Raw genomic sequence first — 20,949 nt, forward strand, 5'->3', positions numbered from 1 at the left:
GGTTCTCGTGAGGTCGCTCTCATTTTTCATGTCTCCTGTTCCATTGCTTATTAAGTCTGGGATTCCCTGATTTTTTCGAGGCGCAGGATTACCCGGCTCTCCGGTATATGCCGGTAGCAGAAATGGCAAAAAAATGGATTTGTCAGATCGACTCATCTGACGATGAAAGAAATATTTGGTAAATGCCCTGGCGATTCCTCCTCGGGAGATGTGCTGCCTGCCAATATTACAAAGCTGTCATGTTTATCCCGTGCGAAGCCGCTTTGTGGCACGCATTCGGATACACAGTATGTGATATATCAAGTAAGTCAAGGAAAAGAAACAATCATAGGCATAGTTGAATGTATTTATGAAAATATCAAATGGAAGAAGGCATTAACGCGGACAGCGAATGATTATTGCCGCGCAAAAAAAAAGCCCGCAGGCAAGGCTTGCGGGCTTGAGGCGTGATGCGCGACTCCACCACAGTGCGGCAACACGTATTGCACTGGCTTGAATTAGTCTGGTGATGGACGTCGTGAATTATTGGATTATCGAATTGCGCAATTGTATTAGGGTTTTCTCCGAGGTATTTGTCACGGGCTGTCATTCGATTGGGCTACCACCGGCGCGGCATCCCGGATCGTGGGGCTTCGGCGACAGCAAGGTGAACGGACCGGTACAGGCGCGACAAGTCACGCAAGCAACACCTCTGGCCGTTGCAGATCATCGAGTAAAAAAAATCCAGATTGATGTAATGCCGGGCGAGGCCAGCCGACCAACAGGGACATTCACCCCGCCTGGAGACTGCCATGCCCACGACCATCGCCAAGACCCTGCTGACCGCCGCTGTAGCTGCCGCGACGCTTTCGATCGGTTCCGTTCAGGCTGCCGGCAACACTGCAGTGCGCACGCCTGATCCCTATAGCGACGGCGCTCGCACCCGGCAGATCGACCTGTTCACCGATGGCGCGCTGATCCTCGCCGGGATGGACACTTCAGGCGTGTCGGCGTCACCGGCCCGCAGTTTTGATCCGTACAGCGACGGCACGCGCACGCGGCAAGTGGACCTGTTCACCGATGGTGGACGTACCCTCGCCGGAATGGACACTTCAGGCGTATCGGCGTCGCCGGCCCGCAGTGTTGATCCGTACAGCGACGGCGGCCGCACGCGGCAAGTGGATCCGTTCACCGATGGCGGACGTACCCTCGCGGGAATGGACACTTCAGGTGTGTCAGCGTCGCCGGCCCGCAGCGTCGATCCGTACACGGATGGCGGGCGCGTGCGCCAGGCCGATCCATTCACCGACGGTGGGCGGACCATCGCGGGCATGGACACGCGCGGTGTGTCCGGTACGCCCAGCCGCAGCTTCGATCCTTACCGGAACGACTGGCGCGTCTGACGCGCGGGGGCGGCCAGCGTTGCGCATGCGGCCAGCATGATCCCCAGCAGCGCGGCGAGTCCGACGCTGCCGCCGCCACCATCCGGCTCGGCCGCGCCGATGCCGTTCCTGGGGCTGGCATCAAGGCGGCCAGCGTCCGGAGCCGCCTCTCGCCACGACAAATCCACGAGCACGGGGTCGTGGTCGGAGGCGCGCCACGCATCCGGCGCGTAGTAGCGTTCCTGCTGGGCAGCGTTGCGATACGCCTGCGCGTAGGCAAAAGCGACCGGCTCGTCGGCATTGACATGCCAGATGCTGACGGCGCGAATGCGCGGGACGAGCGCAGCATCGGCGAGCGCATAGTCGAGGTAACCGGCCCGGCCGTCGAAGACGTAGGTGTAGGCATCGCGCCCGGCGAACCGTGCCACAATGTCTTCGTAGCCTTCGCGCGCGAGCACCGTAAGCGGATCTTCGCTGGCATAGCTGTTCAGGTCGCCGATCACGAGCTTGCCGGCATTCGCGACGCCGGTCGGCGACGTGCCAAGCCAGTCGGCCAGCGCCCGCGCTGCACGCGACCGGGTCGCGTTCCAGCATCCTTGTCCGTCGCCCTGGTCGCGGTCAGTTCCGTCAGCGTCCGCGCAACCCTTGGATTTCAGGTGGTTGACCACGACGGTGAACGTTTGCGACAGGTTGCCGATCAGCTGGAACGTCTGTGCGAGCGGCTGCCGGTTGCGCATATCGAGCACTGTGGTGGCGGGCATGCCTACCGGCTTCACGGCACGCTGGTTATAGAGCAGTGCGACGGCAATGGCGTCAGTCCCAAGCCTGGGCGTGCCGGGATCGACCGCGCGCCAGCCGGGCCCCATCAGTGCCGCGAGTCGCTGCACGGCACTGTGCGGACCATAGCCGTTGTTCTCCACTTCCATCAGGCCGATCACGTCGGCATCGAGCGCGTGCAGCGCCGCGAGCAACTTGGCTTCCTGCCGATCGAACTCGGCGGTGTTGCGGGCGCCACGGTTGTCGGGCGCATTGAAGCCGCCGCCCTGGCCGTTGCCGTTGAAGTAGTTGAGCACGTTGAACGCCGCCACGCGTACGTCGGTACCGCCGGTCCTGGCAGGCGCCGCATGGCGCGGATTCGTTGCAGTAAAGCGCGGTGGCGCATCGCCGGGCACAGGCTGCAGCCGCCATGTGCCGTAGCGCTTTTCCAGCACGCCGCGCACGCCACTGACGGTGTCACCGGCGCGCACCGGGTTTGCCGTGCTCAGCGCGGGCGCGGGGTAGGGCACGACCTCAGGAGTTTGCTGGCTCGACCCGTCGTCGAGCACCAGCCGGTTCAGCGCGTTGGCGGCGGCAAGCTGCGCGGCATCCCGGCCCGGTGCGGCGACTGCCGTGGGAATACGCAGCCTGCCATGTCCGAGCAGAAGGCTGCCGTAGCGGCCGAGTTCATGGGTGTCGTTGACGGTGAGGGTTTGGGGCAGGCTGACGAGCATGCCTTCGCGCGCGGCCAGTGCGGCTTCGTCGGCAAATGGCATCGTCATGCTGGCTGGCGTGACGGTTCGGCCCGTTGCACAGAGGACCGGCATGCCAGACAAGGCGAGCTGGGTCTGGCCGTAGCGTTCTTCCACGGTGCCGGGCAAGCGCATCAGATCGCCGGCGCGCGCGGTGTGGCGCGGCGCGTAGACAAACAAGCCTTCGGAAACGCCCGGCCGGTGCTGCCGGCGCGCATCTTCCTGCTGGGCGAAGAAACCCATGAAGCCGTCGGGCCCGCTGAAGTCGGCGGTGACAACGGCTTCGATCTCGACTGTCCTGCCGGCCAGCGGCGAAGTGGTCGATGCGCCTTGTACATCGGCGATCAGCGTGGACGGTGATCCGCACGGCGCGGTGGCCGCAACGGCGAGGGTCGTGCTTGCGGCGAGCAACAGTCCGGACAGCAGGGGGTTCGGCAGCATGAATGACATGGCGGTTCATCTGAGGATCATGGAAAGCCGCGATGCTAAGGGGCCGCAGTGACGAAAGGGTTGCGGCCACACGACCCTTGCGCATTAACGTGCTAAGGTAATGTCATTCGGCCGGCACGCGCCGGCAGCCACCCCAACCAGATACAGGGACATCATGATCAAGGAAATCGCGCAAATCACCGTCAAGCCCGGCAGCGAAAGCCAGTTCGAACAGGGCGTGAGCAAGGCCAAGCCGCTGTTCCTGCGTTCGCGCGGCTGCCATGGCGTGCAGCTGTTCCGCTCCGTCGAGCAGCCGCAGCAATACACGCTGGTGGTCGAGTGGGAAACGGTCGAAGACCATATGGTGCATTTCCGCGAATCTCCGGAATTCCAGCAATGGCGCGAACTGGTCAGCGACAGCTTTGCGGCCCCGCCGCAGGTCGGCCACGTGTCCAAGGTTCTCTGAGCGCAACGCTTATGTCGGCGCCTCAGGAGCGGCCCCGCCATTTCTCCATGCTGCGCGAGCTGCAGCTCGCCGATGTGTTCACGCTCGGCAATGCGGCGTGCGGCATGGGGTCGGTGTTCTTCGCCATGTTCTACGTGGGCACGCCGACACCGGCGCATTTCTTCACGGCGGCAGCGCTCGCGCCGCTGGCGTTCATCTTTGACGTGCTGGATGGGCGTATCGCGCGCTGGCGCCACCAGCATTCGGCGATGGGGCGCGAACTCGATTCGCTGGCTGACATCATTTCATTCGGAGTCGGGCCTGCCGCGCTGGCCTTTGCCGCGGGCATGCGCGGGGGCTGGGACCTGGCCGTGTTGATCTTTTTCGTCTGCTGCGGCGTCAGCCGGCTTGCGCGCTTCAATGTCACGGCGGAAACGCTGTCGGCCGGCAGCGACAAGGTCAAGTATTTCGAAGGCACGCCGATTCCGACGAGTGTGCTGTTGACCGGTGTGCTGGCCTGGTGTGCCGCGCAAGAGCGCACTGGCGCGGCGCTGCCCGGCGGCGTCTGGACGATTGGCCCCGCCGACCTTCATCCGCTGGTGCTGCTGTTCGCGCTATCGGGCTCGCTGATGGTCAGCAAGACACTGCGTATTCCCAAGTTCTGATCGAAGCCGGTCCCGCATGCGGGCCGGCGCCTTCATCTGCCTACTCCGGTTGCTCCGGCTGGTCCATTTCCAACTTTGCATTGAGCGACAGCGAGCGTGCCGCCTCGATCAGCAATTCGCGCGCTTCGTCCAGCGACGGCCCTGCATGGCGGTCAATGCGGCGGATATACGGCGAGGTCAGCACCGCGAGCGCATGTCCCTGCGGATCGAGGATCGGGCAACTGATATCGACCACGCCGAACGACTGCAGGCTTTCGCGCTGCTTGTAGCCAAGCTCGTGGATGTTTCGAGGGGCGCGACAACGACGGCCACCTCGTCGTGGACGCGCGATCCGGGCTATGGCCCGGAGATGGCGACTGACGGCGATCCGGCAACGCGGTGGGCATCGGAAGCGCCCACCGCCACGCTGACGCAAGTGTTCGCGGCGCCTGCGACGATCCGCCTGGTGCAGCTCGCCGAGTACCTCGACCCGACAGAGTCGGACTCCCGTACCGGCAGCTATATGCTGGAGGCACAGGTGAACGGCCAGTGGCAGGCGGTGGCCAGCGGTTCGGACATTGGCGCGAGCCGCTATGTCTCGCTGGCCGGTCCGGTCACGGCGTCGGCGTTGCGAATCCGCGTAGTGTCGCGCGACCAGCGGCCGCCGAGCCTCTACACGTTCCTGGCGGTTTCGACGGGCAACCGATGATGTCGCTGGCTCAGGCCTTTGCGGCCTGCGCCGGTGTTGCGTGGCCGGGCAGGGCATTGCGCCTGACCGCCAGCGCCAGCAGCGCTGCCACCAGGCAAGCCGCGCCGGCGGCATACAGCGCCGGCGTATAGGTCAGCAGCAGCGTGCGGCTCAGGCCCGCGCCGAAGGCCGCCGTGGCGGCGCCAACCTGGTGAGCGGCAAAGATCCAGCCGAATACCATCGGCGCGCGGTCGCGGCCGAACGCGGTGCCCGCGAGCTTGACGGTGGGCGGCACCGTGGCAATCCAGTCGAGGCCGTAGAACATGGCGAAGATCGACAGGCCATACAGCGTGAAGGTCGAGTGCGGCAGCCAGAACAGCGACAAGCCGCGCAGTCCGTAGTACCAGAACAGCAGCTTGCGGCTGTCATAACGGTCCGACAGCCAGCCTGACAGGATGGTGCCGACGAAGTCGAATGCGCCCATCATCGCGAGTGCCGAGGCGGCTGGCACGGGCCCCATGCCGAAGTCTCCGCATAGCGAGATGAAGTGGGTCTGGATCAGGCCGTTCGTGGACAGGCCACAGATAAAGAACGTGCCGGCCAGCACCCAGAACGTCTGGTTGCGCATGGCATCGCGCAGCACGACGAACGGGCCGCGCAGCGTGAGCGGGGCGGGCGGTGCGGATGGGGTAAGCGGAACCGCAGCGGGGACTTCGCCGAACGCCGCCAGGCCGACGTCGCTGGGGCGGTTGCGCATGAACCCTAACACCAGTACGGCCAGCACCGCACACGCGGCCAGCACCGGAAGCACCGCGACGCGCCAGCCCATGTGTTCGATCAGCCAGGCCGCCGCCGGCAGGAAAGCAAGCTGGCCGGTGGCCGAACTCGCGGTAAGCAGGCCGATGACCAGCCCGCGGCGCGCGCTGAACCAGCGGTTGGCGACCACAGCGGCGAGCACCAGCGCCGTCATGCCGGAACCGATGCCGAGCATCAGGCCCCAGGCCAGGAACAGTTGCCACAGTTCCGTGGCGACCGTGGCCAGCGCCATGCCGCCCGCAATCAGGGCCAGCGCTGCGCACACGACGTTACGCACGCCGAAGCGCTCCATCAGGATGGCCGAGAACGGGGCCATCAGTCCGAACAGCGCGAAACGGAACGCCAGGATCGATGAGATCTGGTCCGTGTTCCATCCCATTTCCAGGGTCAGCGGCTTGAGGAAGGCGCCAGGCAGGCCGAGCGCGGCCGAGGTCGTCAGCATGACGAGGAACGTGATGGCCGCGACGATCCACGCGTAGTGGATGCCGCGCCGGTCGAGCCGGCTGGAAATCGCTTGGGAGAACATGGGTCTCTTTCTCAGGGGGCGCTTTGCAAGCGTGAAAGGTGAGTCGGGCCATCCGCGTGCCGGTATGGGTGCGGAGGACAGAGTGCGTGATGGAGCTGCCGGAGCGGCAGATCGATTAATGGGTCAGCCGGATGACGTCCCGAGCAGCCGCTCACGGACTGCGTCCAGGATGGTGTCGGAGATTGTGTCGCCTTCGACGGCCCGGGCGAGCGTGATCGCGCCCACGAGCATGGCCATGCGAATCAACGCTTCCTTGTGGCGCGTCTCCGCGCTGTCACTCGCAACGGTCGCTTCCATATCCCCGACCAGTGCCTTGAAGCCTTCCAGGTAAGCGAGCCGCACTGGCTTGTCGGCCGGCTCGCGTGCCACGTCGCTGGCCAGCGAGGCGGCCGCGCATCCTTGTCCCGGATTCGCGCAATGCTCAGGCGTCAGATAGGGCGCGACGAGGTTCGCAAGCATCGCTTGCGGATCCCCCGAAGCGCGGTCGAGCCGGCGTTCCCAACGGACCGTCGATTCCTCGAACGCGCGTCTGCATGCCTGCGCCGCCAGCGCGTCCTTGGACGCGAAATGCCCGTAGAAGCCCCCGTGGGTGAGCCCGGCGCCTGCCATCAGTTCGGCCACGCTGACGCCATTGAGCCCGCGTTCGCGGAACAGGCGCGACGACGCCTGTTCGATCGCTTCCCGGTTCTTGTCGGCTTGTTCCCGTGATGCGCGTGCCATGTGAAGACTCCTTCGAAAATTGGTGCTTGACGAATTTTAGATGATGGTCATAATTTGTTCAATAGATGTTGATCGTAATTTAAGAGGTCATCCCCATTCATTTGACCTCGCACTTCACCCCAACCGACAGGAGTCCCTGTAATGCAGAACCTTTTTGATCTTTCCGGCCGCGTGGCCGTCGTGACCGGCTCGACCATGGGCATGGGCTTTGAAATGGCGCGTGCGCTGGGCAGCGCCGGGGCCAGCGTCATCGTTTCCGGACGCAATGGCGACGTCGCCCGTACGGTCGCCGCGCAACTGGAGAGCGACGGTATTCGCGCCGTGGGTATCGCCTGCGATATCGCCGACCTGGCCAGCGTGCACGCATTTGCGGAACAGGGGCTGGCGGCCTTTGGCAGGGTGGACGCCCTGGTGTTGAACGCTGCGGCCGATGGCGCCGCGGGTTCTTTGCTCTCGCAGGGCCCTGAAGTGTTCGATGCGGCGATGGCCGGCAATGTGCGCGGCAACCTGCAGCTGGTCAATGCGCTGGCACCGCAGATGGTGTCGCGCGGCGACGGTTCGATCACATTCATGTCGAGCATCGCTGCCAAGCGTGGCTCGGCATTCCTCGGCATGTACAGCATCACCAAGGGTGCGGTCGACCAGGCCGTGCGCAGCCTTGCCCTGGAGCTCGGCGCGAACGGCGTGAACGTGAATGCCATCAATCCGGGTCCGGTCCGAACGGAATTCTCGCGTGAAGCCCTGTGGGGCGATCCCGCACGCGAGGCGCAACTGGCTTCGCGCATCCCGATGCGGCGCATCGGCGAGGCAAATGACGTGGCCGGGCTTGCAGTGTTGCTGGCCTCGCCTGCCGGACGTTTCATCAACGGGCAGAGCATCAGCGTGGACGGCGGGCTGTCCGTAGCCTGACGCGTCACGTTGTTCGGATGGCTTCAAATGTGCATACATATGAAGCCGTCTTCAGCGCGTTGAAGAGATTTGCCGTATTGTCTCGGTTGAACCGTGCCGGGCGATGAACCGGCCGCAAAGAGTCTCGCGCCGTGTCCAGTCCCGCCCCGATCCAAGCCGCTTCCCAGCCAGCGTCCGCCGCTGTCGCCCACGCCATGACTGCGCGCGAGCGCCGCGGCATGGCCGCCATCATGATCGCCGTGGCCTTGGCCACGCTGGACACGGCGATCGCCAACACCGCTCTGCCTTCGATCGCTGTGGATCTGCGCGCCACGCCGGCGGCGTCGGTGTGGGTGATCAATGCCTACCAGCTCGCGATGGTGGCGACCTTGCTGCCGTTCGCGGCGCTGGGCGGCATTCTTGGTCACCGGCGCATCTATATCGGCGGGGTAACGCTGTTCATCGCGGCTTCCGTAGTCTGCGCGCTGGCGTGGTCGCTGCCGTCGCTGGCGGCGGCGCGGGTGCTGCAGGGCATCGGCGCGAGCGCCATCATGAGCGTCAATACGGCGCTGATCAGCGCGATCTTCCCGATCCAACGGCTCGGCCGCGGGGTAGGGCTCAATGCATTGGTGGTAGGGGTCTCGTTCGCACTGGGACCGACCGTGGCGTCGGTGATCCTGTCCTTCGGCTCGTGGCCGTGGCTATTTGCCGTGAACTTGCCGATTGGCCTGCTCGCGCTCGGCATCGCGCGCGGCGCGCTGCCGCAGACGCCGCGCAGCCAGCATGGCTTTGATCGCGTGGCGGCGCTGCTGAACGTGGTGGCTTTCGCCGCGCTGATCTTCGCACTCGGCGAGGGGGCACAGCGCGCGCCGCTGGAAGAGTCGCTGGCGGCCGCGGCCGTCTTCGTCGTCGCCTTCGGCCTGCTGCTGTGGCGCGAGCGCGGCCACCCGGCGCCGATGCTGCCCTTGGACCTGTTCCGCCGTCCGATGTTCGCGCTGTCGACGCTGACCGCGATCTGCTCGTTTGCCGCGCAAGGCCTCGCCTTCGTTTCACTGCCGTTCTATTTCCAGCATGTGCTCGGGCGAGGCCAGGTGGAAACCGGCTTCCTGCTGACGCCATGGTCGGTTGTGGTCGCACTGATGGCGCCGATCGCGGGGCGCCTGTCCGATCGCTATCCGCCGGGCCTGCTCGGTGGCGTCGGGCTGGCTGTGATGAGCGTCGGCATGGCGTCGCTGGCGCTGATGCCGGCCAACCCGAGTACGCTGGAGATCGGCATCCGCATGTGCATCTGTGGTGCGGGCTTCGGCTTTTTCCAGTCACCCAACCTGAAGGCGCTGATGGCCAGTGCGCCACGCGAGCGTAGCGGCGGTGCGAGCGGCGTGATTGCCACCGCGCGGCTGCTGGGCCAGGCCACGGGCGCGGCGCTTGTCGCGCTGAGCTTTGGCCTCGCTGGCGACCATGGCCCCGGTCTGGCCCTTGCGCTGGGCGCCGGTTTTGCCGGCGTTGCGGCCATTGCCAGCGGCCTGCGGCTGGTGATGCCAGAAGTGAAGCACTGACCGCACGGTCGGCCGAAAGCTGAGTCGCTTGCGTTTTGTATCGATCGATATATAATGTTTCATATCGATTGATACAAAACGGCATCCGTCATGGCCAGACCCCGTAAATTCGACGAACAGACTGCGCTGACCGCTGCCCAGGACGCCTTCTGGGCACGCGGTTACGAGGCCACGTCCACGCGCGACCTCACCAGCGCCATGGGCATGACCCAGCCCAGCCTCTACAACGCGTTCGGCGACAAGCGCTCACTGTTCCTGCAGGCGCTGGATTTCTACCTGGACCACAACCTCCGCGAAAGGATTGCGCGCCTGAGCAAGCTGCCTTCGCCGGCAGCGGCCATCAGTGCATTCTTTGCGGAAAGCATCGCACGCTCGCTCGCGGACCCTGAGCACCGCGGCTGCCTGCTGGTGAACACGGCGCTGGAAGTCACGCCGCAGGAGCCGGCGTTGCGGCAGAAGGTGTCGGAGGAGTTCGAGCGCATGCGCAACTTCTTCCACGACAGACTCGTTGCCGCACAAGCTTCCGGCGAAATCCCTGCTGCGGGGCCTGTTGAAGACAACTCGTCTCAACTGCTGGCCCTGGTTCTCGGTGTGCGCGTACTGGCGCGCACGGCACCGGACCCGCAACTGCTCGAAAGCGTCGTACGGCCTGCGCTCGCATCACTGGGCCTGCCGCCGTTACCGCTTGCCCCTGCCACAGCTGGCACCGGCTGATCCCCGCAGCACCGGCTGCATCGTCCCGATCCGTTCGCTGCTTCTGTTTCCGCACGCCCCCGGCCTGCGGAGGGGGCGCCTTTACGCCCCCGTTTTGCCGACACCCACGTGTGTCGTTTCCCGGAGTCCACCATGTCACAACCGCTCACCGCCAGACCCGGCACGGTCCCTCAGGTACCGCTCGACGGCGCCGCCATCTATGCCGCGCTGGCGGGTCTTTGCGCCAGCCTCGTTGCCATCGGGCTGGCACGCTTTGCCTACACGCCGCTGATTCCAACGCTGATCCAGGCGCACTGGTTCACCGCAGCACAAGCCGTGACACTCGGCGCGGCCAATTTTGCGGGCTACCTCGCCGGAGCGATGCTCGGGCGGCCGTACGCCTCGGCGGTGTCGAACCGTACCGCGTTGCGCACACTGATGCTGGCCGCGAGCGTTGCATTCATCGCGTGTGCATGGCCGTTGTCGGTGATCTGGTACTTCGCGTGGCGCTTTACCGCGGGCCTCGCCGGAGGCGCCATCATGGTGCTCGTGGCCACGTCGATCCTGCCGCATATCCCGGCGCCGCGGCGCGGGCTCGTCAGCGGCATGATCTTTCTCGGGCTTGGGCTTGGCATTGCGGCTTCAGGCACGCTGGTGCCGTGGTTGCTGCAACTCGGCTTGCGCGAAACCTGGATCGGCCTGGGGCTGGTGTCGCTGGCGCTCACGCTGCTGAGCTGGTTCGGCTGGCCTGCGGCCGATACGCCAGCGCATCAGCCTGCGAATGCCTCGCGACCGACCGCAATCCCTGCAGGCATGCGTCGGCTCTACGCGCAGTACGCCCTCAACGCCCTGGGTCTGGTGCCTGTGATGCTGCTGCTGGTCGACTACATCGCGCGCGGACTCGGCCGGGGCAGCAGTGTCGGTGCCGGCTACTGGGTGCTCTACGGCGTCGCTGCCATCGCCGGGCCGCCGCTGTGCGGGCTGGTTGCGGATCGCATCGGTTTTGGCCTGGCGTATCGCGGCGCCATGCTGCTGCAAGGCCTGGCGGTAGCGCTGCTTGCGGTGTCTGGACATGCGCTTGTCGTCGGCGTCGCGACGGTCATGCTCGGCGTGTTCACGCCAGGCATCGCGCCGCTGGCACTTGGCCGTATCCAGGAATTGATTCCGCATGACCCTGCTGCGCAACGGGCTTCCTGGAGCCATGCGACCAGCGCATTCGCGCTGCTGCAGGCCTTGTCCGGCTACGGCTACTCCTGGCTGTTTGCGCATTCTGGCCAGCGCTACGCGCTGATCTTCGCTTGCGGCGCGGCGGCCATGGTGGTCGCCCTGGCGCTCGACTTCGGCGGCGCGCGGCGGCAAGCGGCAAATTCCGCATCGGCCTAGAATCGAGCGGTTCACCCGTCGCATAGGGCGCCCTCTGTGCGCCGATTCTGATCTCCTGATCTGCAAGACAAGGTATTCGCATGAGCCACCTGTTTGATCCTCTCGACATCGGCAATCTCACGCTGCCCAACCGCATCATCATTGCGCCCATGTGCCAGTACTCGGCGCAGGACGGCAATGCGGTCGACTGGCACATGATCCACCTCGGCTCGCTGGCGCTGTCCGGCGCGGGCATGCTGATCCTGGAAGCGACGGCGGTTTCCCCGGAAGGCCGGATCACGGCAGGGGACCTCGGCCTCTATTCGGACGAGAACGAAGCCGCGCTCGGGCACGTGCTCAAGGCGATCCGCGCGCACGCGCCGATCGCCGTGGCCATTCAACTCGGGCATGCGGGGCGTAAGGCATCGAGCCAGGTGCCATGGGAAGGCGGCCAGCAGGTCGCGCCCGATGCGCCGGGCGGCTGGCAGGCGGTTGCACCCTCGGCGGTGCCCCATGCCGAAGGCGAGGCGCGCCCGACGGCGCTCGACCGCGCCGGCATGGACAAGGTGCGCGACGACTTCGTCGCGGCGGCGGTGCGTGCGGTGAGGCTCGGCATCCAGGGCTTCGAGATCCATGCGGCACACGGCTATCTGTTGCACCAGTTCCTGTCGCCGCTGGCCAATCATCGCGACGATGAATACGGTGGCAGCCTCGAAAACCGCATGCGCTTCCCGATCGAGGTCTTCGACGCGGTGCGCGCCGCAGTGCCGGCAGACCGGCCGGTGTGGATGCGCATCTCGGCCACAGACTGGGTGCCGGGCGGCTGGGATATCGAGGGAACGGTGGCGCTGTCGCAGGCGGTGAAGGCGCGTGGGTGCGCGGCGATCCATGTCACTACTGGCGGGGTCTCGCCGGCGCAGGCAATCAAGCTCGGCCCGGGCTACCAGGTTCCGTATGCGCAGCGCGTGAAGGCCAAGGTGGGCCTGCCGACCATCGCCGTGGGGCTGATCACCGAGCCGGAGCAAGCCGAGGCCATCATCACGGGCAACGAGGCCGACGCCGTCTCGCTGGCGCGCGCGATGCTCTACGATCCGCGCTGGCCGTGGCATGCCGCAGCGAAGCTCGGGGCTAGCGTGGCGGCGCCGAAACAGTACTGGCGTTCCCAGCCGCGTGAGTTGAAGGACCTGTTTTCGGGCGCCAGCTTCGGCCAGCGCTGAATTTGCGCTGCACCGCTTTCACTCCACAAGAAGAGGAGGGCCCATGAAACCACGTGTCACGCTGATCACGCTGGGCGTCGACGACCTGGAACGATCGCTGCGCTTTTATCGTGACGGCCTGGGCCTGCCGACGCAGGGCATTGTCGGCGAGCAATTCGAGCATGGCGCGGTGGCATTCTTCGACCTGCAGTCCGGCCTCAAGCTCGCCATCTGGCCGCGCGCGAGCCTCGCGCATGACACCGGACTGCCGGTGTCCGTTCGCGCCGCGGCGGGGGCGTCTCTGGCCCACAACGTCGGCAGCCAGGCGGAGGCCGATGCGGTCATGCAGCAGGCCGCAGCGGCGGGCGCCACCATCGTCAAGCCCGCGCAGCCGACGTTCTGGGGCGGCTATGCCGGGTATTTCGCCGATCCGGACGGCCATCTCTGGGAAGTCGCCTGGAATCCGCAGATGCTGCCCGCAGATTGATCAACATAGCCTGAAGTGCGCGTGGGGTCGCAACGCTGCCGCGCGCACTATAGTAGAAGTTGACCTGTGTGGCGCATGACCGGAGGGAAGGCACGATGAAGGCATGCAAGACAACGCTCGGGCGGCATCGTCGCGCGGCTGCCGTGGTACTGACATCGGCCGTGCTGATGGGCATGGCCCCGTTTTCGTGGGCTCAGTTGGGCGACGTCCTGAAAAACCCACTGGGTGGCGGGGCGGAAAGCGCAACCAGCGCGCTCGGAGGACTAGGCAGCGGTCTTTCGCTGCAGTCGCTGTCATCGGGCAGCATGGGCAATGTCACGGGCCTGCTCGACTTCTGCATCAAGAACAATTACCTCGGCGCTGGCGGCGCGGGTTCCGTCAAGGACAAGCTGATGGACAAGCTTGGCGGCCCATCCAAGGCATCTACGGACAATGGCTACACCAGCGGCGCCCAAGGCATCCTGCAGGATGGCCATGGCAAGACATTGGATCTGAGTGGCAGCGGCCTCAAGGCCAAAGCGACCGAGCAGGTGTGCGAAAAGATACTTTCGCAAGGCAAGGCACTGCTGTGATTTTGCGCAGCGCATCAAATTTTGAGGCCATTTTTCGCCGTTTTCGCAGGGATTTCCATGATTGCCACCCAACCGCGAAGTGGCGACCATGATCCGCAACAGACAGCAAACGCATTGCGCCAGGGCGTCCCCCCAACAAAGCGGCCTGGCGGCAGCACGATGTAGACCTATAAAAACATCCGGGGCATGACCCCACGGGAGACATCCATGCAAGTCTATGACGGCCTCGTGTACCTGACAGCGATGGTGCTGGTGTGCTTGTATGTCTATCTTGGCGTGCTCACGCGCAGCACGGCGATCAGGCTTGGTTCTCCGGCCATCGTCGCGGTGCTCGTGCTGGTGTACTCCATGTCGCCGATGCACGCCGTGGGCTGAGTATTGGCACGGCGGCCTGGTCGTCGCCACCACGCGGCAGAGCAAGAACGGGTCCTCGCAGCACTGCGGAGTGCTGTGCTTGGCATGCGCTGCTGTACGCCGATTATGTGCGCGCAGCGCAGCCGAAGGCGTCCCACCCCGGGCGCTATTGGAACGCTGTACCTATACGTGGTCGGGGCTCGTTCAAAAGTCGGCTGACGTCAGGCACCGCGCTGAAAACCTACGCAGAGCAGGGTCGAACGGCCGACCACCATGACGGCGTCCAAAGCCGCATGAACCACTGCTGCCGCGGAATTGATGGCCAGCGGCAACGACGCGTTTTTTGGGTACTTTTTGTCGCTCGGACAAAAAGTGCCTCGCCGGCTACGCCGGCGAAACAGCGGCGCTAGTCAAGAGCGACACCCCATCCCCAACCACAAAACTCCCGCCGGCCCCGCGATCGCCCCAGCAGCACCCACCAAACCACACCAACCCCGCCGCCCTAAAAATCCACAACAATTCGCGCAGCAAAACCCAAACCACCAGTCCCCCGCTCGCGAATTCGCTCGGCGAGCCGTAAGGCATTCCCCGACATGCCTGGCAAATCGTCGGATACGACGAGTAACCCTCACCCGACCCTGTCCAGAATTTTTCCGTGACGGCCGGCCAAGCGGTGACGCCCCGCGTGTCGCCCACAATCAGTTTGCGCAAGCCCCAGGCCGGCTCTACAAACAAGAAAACGGAGACAAGGACGAATGAGTGCAACGTATCAGCGGGGCCGTGCATGGGTGGTAACCGTGCTGCTATTCCTGTTCGTGGTCGTGAACTTCCTCGACAAGATCAGCGTGGGGCTGCTTGCTGGCCCGATGATGGATGAACTTGGTCTCACGCCGGCGCAATTCGGGCTGGTCGGCAGCAGCTTCTTCTGGCTGTTCGCGGTGGCCGGCGTAGCCGGTGGCTTTATAGCCAACCGCGTGTCGTGCACGTTGCTGCTCTTGCTGATGGCCGTGGCGTGGTCCCTGTTCCAGATTCCGCTGGCATGGTCATCGAGCCTGGCCGTGCTGATCGCAGCGCGTGTGCTGCTCGGCATTGCTGAGGGGCCGTCGACCGCCATTGCCATCCATGCGGCCTACAAGTGGTTCCCCGATGATCGCCGCACGCTGCCTGTGGCGTTCTTTACGCAGGGCGGTGCCACGGGCCTGATCCTCGCGGGTATCACGATTCCATACATCACTGCGCACTGGGGCTGGCGCGCTAACTTCTACGTACTGGCCGCGCTCGGTGCCGCGTGGGCCGTGCTGTGGCTGCTGTTCGGTGGCGAGGGCAAGGTCGAACAGCCTTCGGCCCAGGCCACCACGCAACAGCGCGTTCCGTATCGGGCGCTGCTCGGCGATGCCACGGTACTGGGCTGCTTCCTGCTGCGCTTTGTGGCGTACTGGAGCCTCGCGCTGTCGCTGACGTGGTTCGCGGCCTACCTGCAGCGCGGACTTGGTTTCGACCATGCCACGTCGGGTCGGCTGTTTGCGGCCATCATCGCGGTCAACATGCCGGTCACGATGGCCGTGGCGTGGTGGTCGCAGCGCATGCTGCGTCGGGGCACGCCGTCGCGCATTGCCAGGGGCCGCCTGGCCGCGCTGATGCTCGTGGGCGCTGGGGTTTGCCTCGCGGCGCTGGTGGCGCCGGGCCTGGGCAACTGGCAGCGCGTGGCGCTACTCGCGGCAAGCTGCGCGCTCGCGCCCTCGATCTACTCGCTCGGGCCGGCCATGCTGGCTGAAGTGTGCCCGCCGGCGCAGCGTGGTGCGCTGCTGTCGATCGACGCCTCGATTTCATCGATCGCCGGCATCCTAGCGCCGCTGGTGACCGGTTATCTGGTGCAGAACGCCACCGGGGCGCATGGTTACGAGACTGGCTTCGCGGTGTGCGGCGCGTTGATGATCGTTGGCGGGTTCGGTGGCGCCGCGCTGATCAATCCGGAGCGCTCGAAGCAGCGACTCGCCGGTCTGCAGCAGCAGGGAACCACCGTGCCAGACTCGCGCGCGGCGCACGCCTGACGTCAGAGATCGCGCGCTCGCCGATATACTGCAGGCTTTGCCGGGCCATGCGCCCGGGCGCTCCGGAGCGTTCACGATGATGCCTGCAGCTTCCAGCTGGTTCGCCTGGGCCGTGCTTTCCGCGATTTTCGCGGCCCTGACGGCGATCTTTGCCAAGGTCGGCCTTGCCGGCATCGATTCCGACATGGCCACGCTGGTTCGCGTGGTGATCATCTTCGTCGTGCTCGCCGCCTTCGTGGTGAGCACCGGCAAGTGGATGGACCCATCGGCCTTCTCGGCCAGAAACTGGATCTTCCTTACGTTGTCAGGGCTGGCCACTGGCGCCTCATGGGTGTGCTATTTCCGCGCGCTCAAGATCGGCGATGCATCCAAAGTGGCCCCTGTCGACAAGTTCAGCCTGGTGTTGGTGGCACTGTTCGCCGTGCTGTTCCTTGGCGAACGGCCTGCGCCGCGTGAATGGCTCGGCATCGGGCTGGTCGCGGCGGGAGTGATCGTGCTGAGCCTGCGGCGATAGCGCTGGGCACTGGCGCTTCATGCCACCGCGAGCCCGGTGGGCGGCTGCGGCGGCGCGGGCGTTCCTCGCATGCTGGCGCTCGGCCCTGCGAGTTCCCCGAGCCAAATTTGCCGACTTGGCAACGTCTCAGCTTTCTTCCTCCGTTTCAACGGTGCCGGCATATAGTGGAACCAGTCGGCCTGGCGCGGGCCGCGATGAAGGCAGCCCACGGAATCGCGCGTCGCCAAGGCGGCGTGCGCTGACCTGGAGAGACATCATGCTGATCGCCAGATGGCAGATTGACGCCCGCTTCGGGCACAAGCAGGAGGTGATCAGCCGCCTGCAACAGTGGGCGCAGGACATCGCGCCACAGGTTGGCCTGCAGTGCGGCCGGCTGCTGACCGGATCGATCGGCGCACTGGAGGCCACGGTCGTCCACGACTGGGAAGTGGCCGACCTGGCCGAACTGGACCGTGCGTGGCAGAAACTCGGCCAGCTTCCCGCGCATGCGCAATGGGGGCGTGAACTGGAACCGTTCGTGGTGTCCGGCACCGCGCGCTGGGAAATCTATCGCGTTATCTAGGCCGTAGCAGGCACCGGCCACGCGGCCCAGGCCGGCGCGTGCGGGCGCCGACTATCGTGCATGCCCGGCTGCAGTTGAGCCGGCTCTATGCCGAACAGATTGGCGCAGGCATTCGCGAATGCCGCGGCCGAGCGCAGGCCTGACTGCGTCGCCAGCAATTCCAGTCGGCTCGCTGGCAGCACCGGTGCGGCATCGGATAGCGCGAGCATGTAGAACGCCCGTGCAGCGCGCTGCTCGCGTACCAGCGGGTGCAAAGCCTCGCCTTCGGCGAACAGGCGCGCACGCACCAGGCGCTGCGCGACCTGCCACTGTTCGGCAAGCAGTGCGGCGTTCCAGTCCGCCGTCGGATGCTCAAAGACCAGCCGCGCCAGCGTGCGGGACCAGTGCTTGTCGTGATGGATTGCGTTCATGCGCGGGCAGACCGCGTCCGGCACGGCCTTGAACGTGATGGTGCACGTTTGTCCCGGTGCCGCCTGCAACTCGCAATCGAAATGCGCAAAGGCCGGGACCACGAACGGGTCGCCGGGCCGCACGTCGCGCCGCGCATTGACGTCGCGCAGCCGGGCCGCGCCCTGCACGGCTTCCACGCGCACGGCGAACGGAAAGCGCAGGCGGGTGATGCGGACGGGATTGCGGCTGACAAGGGGCATGCGGGCAATGGCGGGGGCGCAGGCGCGCGGCCGGTAACTGTCGCAGCATTCGGCGGCCGGCGCAACCTTCAAGGCCGCCGACACCATGACATTTCGGCCGGGGGCTACAGCTCGGACAGCCCGAAGTGACGCAGCCGTGGCAGATCGGTCACGCGTATCGTCTGGTAGGCCAGGTGGACTAGTCCGTCGTCGGCGAGGCGCCGCAAGGCCTGGTTGACGCGCTGTCGCGACAGGCCGGTAAGCAGGCCGATTTCCTCCTGCGACAGCTCCAGCACGGGGCTGGTGCGCGGATACAGCGACGGGTGGAACAGTTGCGCAATGGCCTGTGCGACGCGTGCATCGGCGCTGAGCAGGCGGTCATTCTGCACGGTGGCGATGAACTGTCCCATGCGTTCGTTGAGCTGCGTGACGACAAAGCTGGAAAACGGCAGGCTTTGTGCGAGCAGGGTGTTGAACACGGGTTCCGGCACCAGCAGCACGCGCGAATCGCGGATCGCGATCACGTCGTAGCGGCGCAGCTCGCGCTTGATCACGCTGCCTTCGCCGCACCAGCCGCCGGCGGGCACGCCCGAGAACGTGCAGCCGCGCCCGTCAGGGGTATAGACGGCAAGCTTGATCAGCCCGCTGTCGACGCCGATCCAGTCGCGCGACGGTTCTCCACGCCGCGCGATGAAGGCGCCCGCTGCGAATTCCTTCAGCACAGTCTCGCGCGCCGCAAGTGCCTGATGCTCGGGCGCAAGCGCATGGAACCAGGCATGGCCGGCGAGCGGCGAATCGGTCGGGGAAAAGGCGGGCGCGGTCATGGTAGGCGAGCTTGCGAAACGGCGGGCAATTGGGGGCTGCGCGGGCGTGGCGCTGGCTCTGTAAGACTCCTGTAAGCCTTGCCTGGCGCGGCTTTCCGGGAGGTTTGTCGTCCGGATGACAGTGCGCAAGCGTGTGCGATGATAGCCTTGTGGAAGAAAAAGTTACAGCGCCCCCGTGCCAGACAGCTAAGCGGAGACACCAATCATGCCCACCGATTTCGACAGCGGCCTCGGCCGCAACGCGGCCAATTTCGTGCCGATCACCCCGATTGATTTCCTGGTCCGCGCCGCCGAGGTATACGGCGACCGGCCAGCTATCGTGCACGGCCCGGTGCGCCAGAACTGGCGCGACACCTATGTGCGGGCGCGCCGCCTGGCCAGTGCGCTCGCGCGAGCGGGCGTGGGCAAGGGCGATACCGTCGCAGCGCTGCTGCCCAATACGCCAGCCATGGTGGAGGCGCACTTCGGTGTGCCGATGGCCGGCGCGGTGCTCAATGCGCTCAATATTCGACTGGACGCTGCGAACCTGGTGTTCATGCTGCGCCATGGCGAGGCGCGCGTGCTGCTGGCCGATACCGAGTTCGCCGACCTCGCACGCCAGATGGCGCTGGAAATCCCGGGCCTGAAGGTCATCGCCGTGGAAGATGCGCTGGGCCCGCAGGCGGAGCGTTTCGGCGATACCGACTACGAGTCGTTCCTCGCTTCGGGCGATCCTGAGTACGCGTGGAAGATGCCTGACGACGAATGGGATGCGATTGCGCTGAACTACACATCGGGCACGACGGGTGACCCGAAGGGCGTGGTGTACCATCACCGCGGCGCGGCCATGAATGCGATCTCGAACATCCTCGAGTGGGACCTGCCCAAGCATCCGGTCTACCTGTGGACGCTGCCGTTATTCCACTGCAATGGCTGGTGCTTTCCGTGGACCATTGCGGCACGTGCGGGCGTCAACGTGTGCCTGCGCAAGTTCGAGCCGCGGCTCGTGTTCGATCTTATGCGCGACGAAGGCGTGACCCACTACTGCGCGGCGCCGATCGTGCATACCGCGCTCGTCAATGCACCACCGTCGTGGCGCGAAGGCCTGCGCGGCCCCGTGCGCGGCATGGTGGCCGGCGCGCCGCCGCCCGCCGCGGTGCTCGCTCAGATGGAGGCGATGGGGTTCGAGCTGACGCACGTGTACGGCCTCACGGAGGTGTACGGGCCGGCTGCCGTATGCGCCGAGCAGGACGGCTGGGACAGTCTGTCGCAGGAAGAGCGTGCGGTGAAGAAGGCACGGCAGGGCGTGCGCTATCACCTGCAGTCGGGCGTGGCCGTGCTCGATCCCGATTCGATGCAGCCGGTGCCGGCCGATGGCGAGACCATCGGCGAAATCATGTTCCGCGGCAACATCTGCATGAAGGGTTACCTCAAGAATGAGAAGGCGACGCGCGAGGCCTTTGCGGGCGGCTGGTTCCACACCGGCGATCTCGGCGTATGCATGCCGGACGGCTACATCAAGATCAAGGACCGCAGCAAGGACATCATCATTTCGGGCGGCGAGAACATTTCGAGCGTCGAGGTGGAGGATGCGCTCTACCGCCATCCGGCCGTGCTTGCGGCAGCAGTCGTGGCGCAGCCGGATGCCAAATGGGGCGAAACGCCGTGCGCGTTCGTCGAGCTGAAAGATGGGGCGAGTGCGACGGCAGAGGAACTGATGGCCCATTGCCGCACGCTGCTGGCGGGCTTCAAGGTGCCGAAGGCTGTGTATTTCGGACCGCTGCCGAAGACCTCGACCGGCAAAATCCAGAAGTTCGAGCTGCGCCGCAAGGTCAAGTCGGATTCGGCGATCGACGTCTGAGGCGACGTCAGGAGAACGAAGCCTCTTCCTCGGCTTGCCGGTTCGCGAACAGGCGGTCGATGGTTTCGCGACCCCACGCCAGCCCTGCACGGCTGGCGTCGGCAGCACAGGCAAAGCGCACGCCGCTGTTCGGGTACTGATCGGGCAGGGCGTGGCCTTGCTGCCAGATGTGCGCGCGCAGCGTCCACCAGCCGTCATGCTGGCCCCCGTAACGCAGTGCCGCGATGTGAATGCGGTAGCCGCGATAGGGGGCGCTGTGCTCGTGTGAGCCGCTAGGCATGGCA

Annotated in this window: 23 protein-coding genes and 1 pseudogene; 17 read left to right on the forward strand and 7 right to left on the reverse strand. The window is 65.5% G+C overall.

Going from position 1 to position 20,949, the window contains the following annotated elements:
- Positions 1-162 precede the first annotated feature (162 nt).
- The gene (locus K2O51_RS12165) at positions 163-450 is read left to right on the forward strand and encodes a hypothetical protein (protein WP_166487080.1); all 288 of its coding nucleotides are present in this window, start codon (positions 163-165) and stop codon (positions 448-450) included.
- 341 nt (positions 451-791) lie between these two features.
- Positions 792-1,382 carry a hypothetical protein gene (locus tag K2O51_RS12170; RefSeq protein ID WP_011300447.1) on the forward strand — a complete coding sequence of 197 codons (591 nt, stop codon included), beginning with the start codon at positions 792-794 and terminating at the stop codon, positions 1,380-1,382.
- Here K2O51_RS12170 and K2O51_RS12175 read toward each other — a convergent pair.
- Positions 1,358-3,319 (reverse strand): ExeM/NucH family extracellular endonuclease, encoded by a 1,962-nt coding sequence (locus K2O51_RS12175; RefSeq protein ID WP_220630294.1) that lies wholly within the window; start codon positions 3,317-3,319, stop codon positions 1,358-1,360. The two genes, K2O51_RS12170 and K2O51_RS12175, sit on opposite strands and share 25 nt — an antisense overlap.
- A 154-nt stretch (positions 3,320-3,473) precedes the next feature.
- Here K2O51_RS12175 and K2O51_RS12180 point away from each other — a divergent pair, with 154 nt between their 5' ends.
- Positions 3,474-3,764 carry an antibiotic biosynthesis monooxygenase family protein gene (locus K2O51_RS12180; RefSeq protein WP_041680205.1) on the forward strand — a complete coding sequence of 97 codons (291 nt, stop codon included), beginning with the start codon at positions 3,474-3,476 and terminating at the stop codon, positions 3,762-3,764.
- Between the two features lie 11 nt (positions 3,765-3,775).
- Complete coding sequence (locus K2O51_RS12185) at positions 3,776-4,408, forward strand: CDP-alcohol phosphatidyltransferase family protein (RefSeq protein WP_011300444.1); 633 nt, start codon at positions 3,776-3,778, stop codon at positions 4,406-4,408.
- A gap of 40 nt (positions 4,409-4,448) precedes the next feature.
- Here K2O51_RS12185 and K2O51_RS12190 read toward each other — a convergent pair.
- Positions 4,449-4,691: pseudogene (locus K2O51_RS12190) on the reverse strand (IclR family transcriptional regulator); the annotation flags it as partial.
- 66 nt (positions 4,692-4,757) lie between these two features.
- Here K2O51_RS12190 and K2O51_RS12195 point away from each other — a divergent pair.
- Positions 4,758-5,096, forward strand: coding sequence for a discoidin domain-containing protein (locus K2O51_RS12195; protein ID WP_425332972.1), 339 nt, complete (start codon positions 4,758-4,760; stop codon positions 5,094-5,096).
- A gap of 10 nt (positions 5,097-5,106) precedes the next feature.
- Here the strand turns inward: K2O51_RS12195 and K2O51_RS12200 are convergent, their stop codons facing one another.
- On the reverse strand, positions 5,107-6,417 hold the full coding sequence (locus tag K2O51_RS12200; RefSeq protein WP_011300442.1) for an MFS transporter: 1,311 nt from the start codon (positions 6,415-6,417) through the stop codon (positions 5,107-5,109).
- Positions 6,418-6,540: 123 nt separating this feature from the next.
- Positions 6,541-7,137, reverse strand: coding sequence for a TetR/AcrR family transcriptional regulator (locus K2O51_RS12205; RefSeq protein ID WP_220630296.1), 597 nt, complete (start codon positions 7,135-7,137; stop codon positions 6,541-6,543).
- 141 nt (positions 7,138-7,278) lie between these two features.
- Between K2O51_RS12205 and K2O51_RS12210 the strand changes: the two genes are divergently transcribed.
- The 11 genes from K2O51_RS12210 to K2O51_RS12260 all read left to right on the forward strand — a co-directional run bounded on the left by K2O51_RS12210 (position 7,279) and on the right by K2O51_RS12260 (position 17,372).
- Complete coding sequence (locus K2O51_RS12210; protein ID WP_011300440.1) at positions 7,279-8,046, forward strand: SDR family NAD(P)-dependent oxidoreductase; 768 nt, start codon at positions 7,279-7,281, stop codon at positions 8,044-8,046.
- A gap of 194 nt (positions 8,047-8,240) precedes the next feature.
- A complete protein-coding gene (locus K2O51_RS12215) occupies positions 8,241-9,581 on the forward strand; it encodes an MFS transporter (protein ID WP_011300439.1) in 1,341 nt (446 codons plus the stop codon).
- Between the two features lie 90 nt (positions 9,582-9,671).
- Positions 9,672-10,295, forward strand: a complete 624-nt coding sequence (locus K2O51_RS12220; protein WP_011300438.1) for a TetR/AcrR family transcriptional regulator — start codon at positions 9,672-9,674, stop codon at positions 10,293-10,295.
- 132 nt (positions 10,296-10,427) lie between these two features.
- Complete coding sequence (locus K2O51_RS12225) at positions 10,428-11,657, forward strand: YbfB/YjiJ family MFS transporter (RefSeq protein ID WP_140949487.1); 1,230 nt, start codon at positions 10,428-10,430, stop codon at positions 11,655-11,657.
- Positions 11,658-11,737: 80 nt separating this feature from the next.
- Complete coding sequence (locus K2O51_RS12230) at positions 11,738-12,853, forward strand: NADH:flavin oxidoreductase/NADH oxidase (protein WP_220630297.1); 1,116 nt, start codon at positions 11,738-11,740, stop codon at positions 12,851-12,853.
- Positions 12,854-12,896: 43 nt separating this feature from the next.
- Positions 12,897-13,319 carry a VOC family protein gene (locus K2O51_RS12235; protein ID WP_011300435.1) on the forward strand — a complete coding sequence of 141 codons (423 nt, stop codon included), beginning with the start codon at positions 12,897-12,899 and terminating at the stop codon, positions 13,317-13,319.
- A gap of 95 nt (positions 13,320-13,414) precedes the next feature.
- Positions 13,415-13,891, forward strand: coding sequence for a YjjA family protein (locus K2O51_RS12240; protein WP_220630298.1), 477 nt, complete (start codon positions 13,415-13,417; stop codon positions 13,889-13,891).
- Between the two features lie 207 nt (positions 13,892-14,098).
- Positions 14,099-14,266 (forward strand): hypothetical protein, encoded by a 168-nt coding sequence (locus K2O51_RS12245; protein ID WP_011300433.1) that lies wholly within the window; start codon positions 14,099-14,101, stop codon positions 14,264-14,266.
- A gap of 734 nt (positions 14,267-15,000) precedes the next feature.
- Positions 15,001-16,296 carry an MFS transporter gene (locus K2O51_RS12250; RefSeq protein WP_140949488.1) on the forward strand — a complete coding sequence of 432 codons (1,296 nt, stop codon included), beginning with the start codon at positions 15,001-15,003 and terminating at the stop codon, positions 16,294-16,296.
- 76 nt (positions 16,297-16,372) lie between these two features.
- Entirely contained in the window at positions 16,373-16,810 is a 438-nt protein-coding gene (locus K2O51_RS12255; RefSeq protein ID WP_011300431.1) for an EamA family transporter, read from the forward strand.
- Between the two features lie 256 nt (positions 16,811-17,066).
- Positions 17,067-17,372, forward strand: coding sequence for a hypothetical protein (locus K2O51_RS12260; protein ID WP_011300430.1), 306 nt, complete (start codon positions 17,067-17,069; stop codon positions 17,370-17,372).
- On the opposite strand, the gene K2O51_RS12265 is transcribed toward K2O51_RS12260, so the two are convergent.
- A complete protein-coding gene (locus tag K2O51_RS12265) occupies positions 17,369-18,022 on the reverse strand; it encodes a hypothetical protein (protein ID WP_041680482.1) in 654 nt (217 codons plus the stop codon). The genes K2O51_RS12260 and K2O51_RS12265 overlap by 4 nt on opposite strands.
- A 104-nt stretch (positions 18,023-18,126) precedes the next feature.
- Positions 18,127-18,825 carry a Crp/Fnr family transcriptional regulator gene (locus K2O51_RS12270; protein WP_011300428.1) on the reverse strand — a complete coding sequence of 233 codons (699 nt, stop codon included), beginning with the start codon at positions 18,823-18,825 and terminating at the stop codon, positions 18,127-18,129.
- Positions 18,826-19,030: 205 nt separating this feature from the next.
- On the opposite strand from K2O51_RS12270, the gene K2O51_RS12275 reads away from it, so the two are divergent.
- Positions 19,031-20,665, forward strand: coding sequence for an acyl-CoA synthetase (locus K2O51_RS12275; protein ID WP_140949490.1), 1,635 nt, complete (start codon positions 19,031-19,033; stop codon positions 20,663-20,665).
- Positions 20,666-20,672: 7 nt separating this feature from the next.
- Here the strand turns inward: K2O51_RS12275 and K2O51_RS12280 are convergent, their stop codons facing one another.
- A complete protein-coding gene (locus tag K2O51_RS12280) occupies positions 20,673-20,945 on the reverse strand; it encodes a hypothetical protein (protein WP_140949491.1) in 273 nt (90 codons plus the stop codon).
- Positions 20,946-20,949: the final 4 nt, after the last annotated feature.

The organism is Cupriavidus pinatubonensis (genome assembly GCF_019602855.1).
In the GTDB taxonomy this organism is placed as follows: Bacteria; Pseudomonadota; Gammaproteobacteria; order Burkholderiales; family Burkholderiaceae; genus Cupriavidus; species Cupriavidus pinatubonensis.

Excerpts from the sequence above, each read along its gene's own strand:
- K2O51_RS12165 (WP_166487080.1), top strand. The coding sequence starts at position 163 with ATGAAAGAAATATTTGGTAAATGCCCTGGCGATTCCTCCTCGGGAGAT.
- K2O51_RS12170 (WP_011300447.1), top strand. The coding sequence starts at position 792 with ATGCCCACGACCATCGCCAAGACCCTGCTGACCGCCGCTGTAGCTGCC.
- K2O51_RS12175 (WP_220630294.1), bottom strand. The coding sequence starts at position 3,319 with ATGTCATTCATGCTGCCGAACCCCCTGCTGTCCGGACTGTTGCTCGCC.
- K2O51_RS12180 (WP_041680205.1), top strand. The coding sequence starts at position 3,474 with ATGATCAAGGAAATCGCGCAAATCACCGTCAAGCCCGGCAGCGAAAGC.
- K2O51_RS12185 (WP_011300444.1), top strand. The coding sequence starts at position 3,776 with ATGTCGGCGCCTCAGGAGCGGCCCCGCCATTTCTCCATGCTGCGCGAG.
- K2O51_RS12195 (WP_425332972.1), top strand. The coding sequence starts at position 4,758 with ATGGCGACTGACGGCGATCCGGCAACGCGGTGGGCATCGGAAGCGCCC.
- K2O51_RS12200 (WP_011300442.1), bottom strand. The coding sequence starts at position 6,417 with ATGTTCTCCCAAGCGATTTCCAGCCGGCTCGACCGGCGCGGCATCCAC.
- K2O51_RS12205 (WP_220630296.1), bottom strand. The coding sequence starts at position 7,137 with ATGGCACGCGCATCACGGGAACAAGCCGACAAGAACCGGGAAGCGATC.
- K2O51_RS12210 (WP_011300440.1), top strand. The coding sequence starts at position 7,279 with ATGCAGAACCTTTTTGATCTTTCCGGCCGCGTGGCCGTCGTGACCGGC.
- K2O51_RS12215 (WP_011300439.1), top strand. The coding sequence starts at position 8,241 with ATGACTGCGCGCGAGCGCCGCGGCATGGCCGCCATCATGATCGCCGTG.
- K2O51_RS12220 (WP_011300438.1), top strand. The coding sequence starts at position 9,672 with ATGGCCAGACCCCGTAAATTCGACGAACAGACTGCGCTGACCGCTGCC.
- K2O51_RS12225 (WP_140949487.1), top strand. The coding sequence starts at position 10,428 with ATGTCACAACCGCTCACCGCCAGACCCGGCACGGTCCCTCAGGTACCG.
- K2O51_RS12230 (WP_220630297.1), top strand. The coding sequence starts at position 11,738 with ATGAGCCACCTGTTTGATCCTCTCGACATCGGCAATCTCACGCTGCCC.
- K2O51_RS12235 (WP_011300435.1), top strand. The coding sequence starts at position 12,897 with ATGAAACCACGTGTCACGCTGATCACGCTGGGCGTCGACGACCTGGAA.
- K2O51_RS12240 (WP_220630298.1), top strand. The coding sequence starts at position 13,415 with ATGAAGGCATGCAAGACAACGCTCGGGCGGCATCGTCGCGCGGCTGCC.
- K2O51_RS12245 (WP_011300433.1), top strand. The coding sequence starts at position 14,099 with ATGCAAGTCTATGACGGCCTCGTGTACCTGACAGCGATGGTGCTGGTG.
- K2O51_RS12250 (WP_140949488.1), top strand. The coding sequence starts at position 15,001 with ATGAGTGCAACGTATCAGCGGGGCCGTGCATGGGTGGTAACCGTGCTG.
- K2O51_RS12255 (WP_011300431.1), top strand. The coding sequence starts at position 16,373 with ATGATGCCTGCAGCTTCCAGCTGGTTCGCCTGGGCCGTGCTTTCCGCG.
- K2O51_RS12260 (WP_011300430.1), top strand. The coding sequence starts at position 17,067 with ATGCTGATCGCCAGATGGCAGATTGACGCCCGCTTCGGGCACAAGCAG.
- K2O51_RS12265 (WP_041680482.1), bottom strand. The coding sequence starts at position 18,022 with ATGCCCCTTGTCAGCCGCAATCCCGTCCGCATCACCCGCCTGCGCTTT.
- K2O51_RS12270 (WP_011300428.1), bottom strand. The coding sequence starts at position 18,825 with ATGACCGCGCCCGCCTTTTCCCCGACCGATTCGCCGCTCGCCGGCCAT.
- K2O51_RS12275 (WP_140949490.1), top strand. The coding sequence starts at position 19,031 with ATGCCCACCGATTTCGACAGCGGCCTCGGCCGCAACGCGGCCAATTTC.
- K2O51_RS12280 (WP_140949491.1), bottom strand. The coding sequence starts at position 20,945 with ATGCCTAGCGGCTCACACGAGCACAGCGCCCCCTATCGCGGCTACCGC.